The sequence below is a fragment of the Nocardia sp. NPDC058058 genome (assembly GCF_042885355.1).
In the GTDB taxonomy this organism is placed as follows: Bacteria; Actinomycetota; Actinomycetes; order Mycobacteriales; family Mycobacteriaceae; genus Nocardia.
Map to the genome: position 1 here is coordinate 1 of NZ_JBHVSA010000036.1, position 1,180 is coordinate 1,180.

A 1,180-nucleotide genomic window follows, 5' to 3' on the forward strand; every position below is an offset into this window, starting at 1 on the left:
GCCCGGCGGCGAGGTGCAGCGCGCCGCCGGGGCCGCTGTCGGGGTAGGGGGAGCTGATCCACAGCACGATCACGAGCACGGCGAGGAAGCCGAGCCCCAGTCCGGCGGCCATCGCACCGCCCAGCACACACGCGGCGGCGGCCGGTGAACGGCGCCGCCCGCCGGCCCTTTGAGGCGTCGGCAACGGGGTCCCGCGTTCGATTACTTGGGTCACTCCGCCATGGTGCCAACGACACGCGCTATGGACGGGTAACAGGCGAATGTCCGTGGTGTCGCTCAATATACGTTTATGTACTTTATCGCCCAGGGTCGCCGGTTCGCGGGGAGCGTGGCATGACACAAAACGTCGGTACGACCTCCGGCGAGAGCCAGGACCCTGAGCCCGTCCTCCCCGCGCCCGGGGAGCGTCGAAAGCTGCGCGAGGGGGCGCACCTGACGTACGAGCAGGTGGCGGCGGCGGTCGGGGTCACCGGAACCACCGTCCGCTCCTGGGAGTTGGGCCGCACCGAACCGCGCGGGCGCAAGCGCGATTCGTACGCCGCGTTCCTGGCGGGCCTGTCCGAACGCGCCGCCGCCCACGGCCACCCGGCCGGCGGCCACGCCCGCCCCCGCCCCAAGTCCCCGGCCAGGCGCGCGCCCCACGACCCCGCCCCCTCCAGAACCCCGGCCCCTCCCCCCTCCCGCAGCACCCACCCAGGCCCCGCCACCACCCCATCGGCCCAGGCCCCTCCACGCCCCAACACACCCCCGTCACCCCAAACGGCCCAGCCGCCCCAGCCGGACGCGCCGCACCACCCTGCCCAGCCACCCCAGGCCGCCCCCGCTGCCCAGGCAACGCCGTCGCCCCAACCCGCCCAGTCGGCCCACGCCGCCGAGGCGACCCCTTCGGCTCAAACCGCCCACACGGACCGTGCCGCCGGTGCGACCCCGTCGCCTCAAGGCAGCCCGGCGCCCCAGGCGACCCCGCGAACCCAAACCACCCCGGTGACCCCGGCGGCCTCAGCCGCCCCCGCGGACCCGGCCCGGGCCACCCCGGTCGCCCCGGCCATCACCGGCATGTCCGCTCCCGAGGCCGCACCGGACGCGTCGGAGCCCCGGGCCGCCATGGGCGCCCCGGCCATCATCGGCATGTCCCCGCCCGGAGCCCCCGACGCCCCGGCCACCGCGAACGGCTCGGCCG

Annotated in this window: 2 protein-coding genes; one reads left to right on the forward strand and one right to left on the reverse strand. The window is 76.2% G+C overall.

What is annotated here, in order from left to right; translation table 11 throughout:
• Positions 1-214, reverse strand: a 214-nt coding sequence (locus ACFVUS_RS43970; protein ID WP_387781529.1) for a hypothetical protein, incomplete at its 3' end; no start/stop codon positions are given.
• Positions 215-333: 119 nt separating this feature from the next.
• Between ACFVUS_RS43970 and ACFVUS_RS43975 the strand changes: the two genes are divergently transcribed.
• Positions 334-1,180: helix-turn-helix domain-containing protein (locus ACFVUS_RS43975; protein ID WP_387781532.1), on the forward strand; the 847-nt coding region annotated here is incomplete at its 3' end.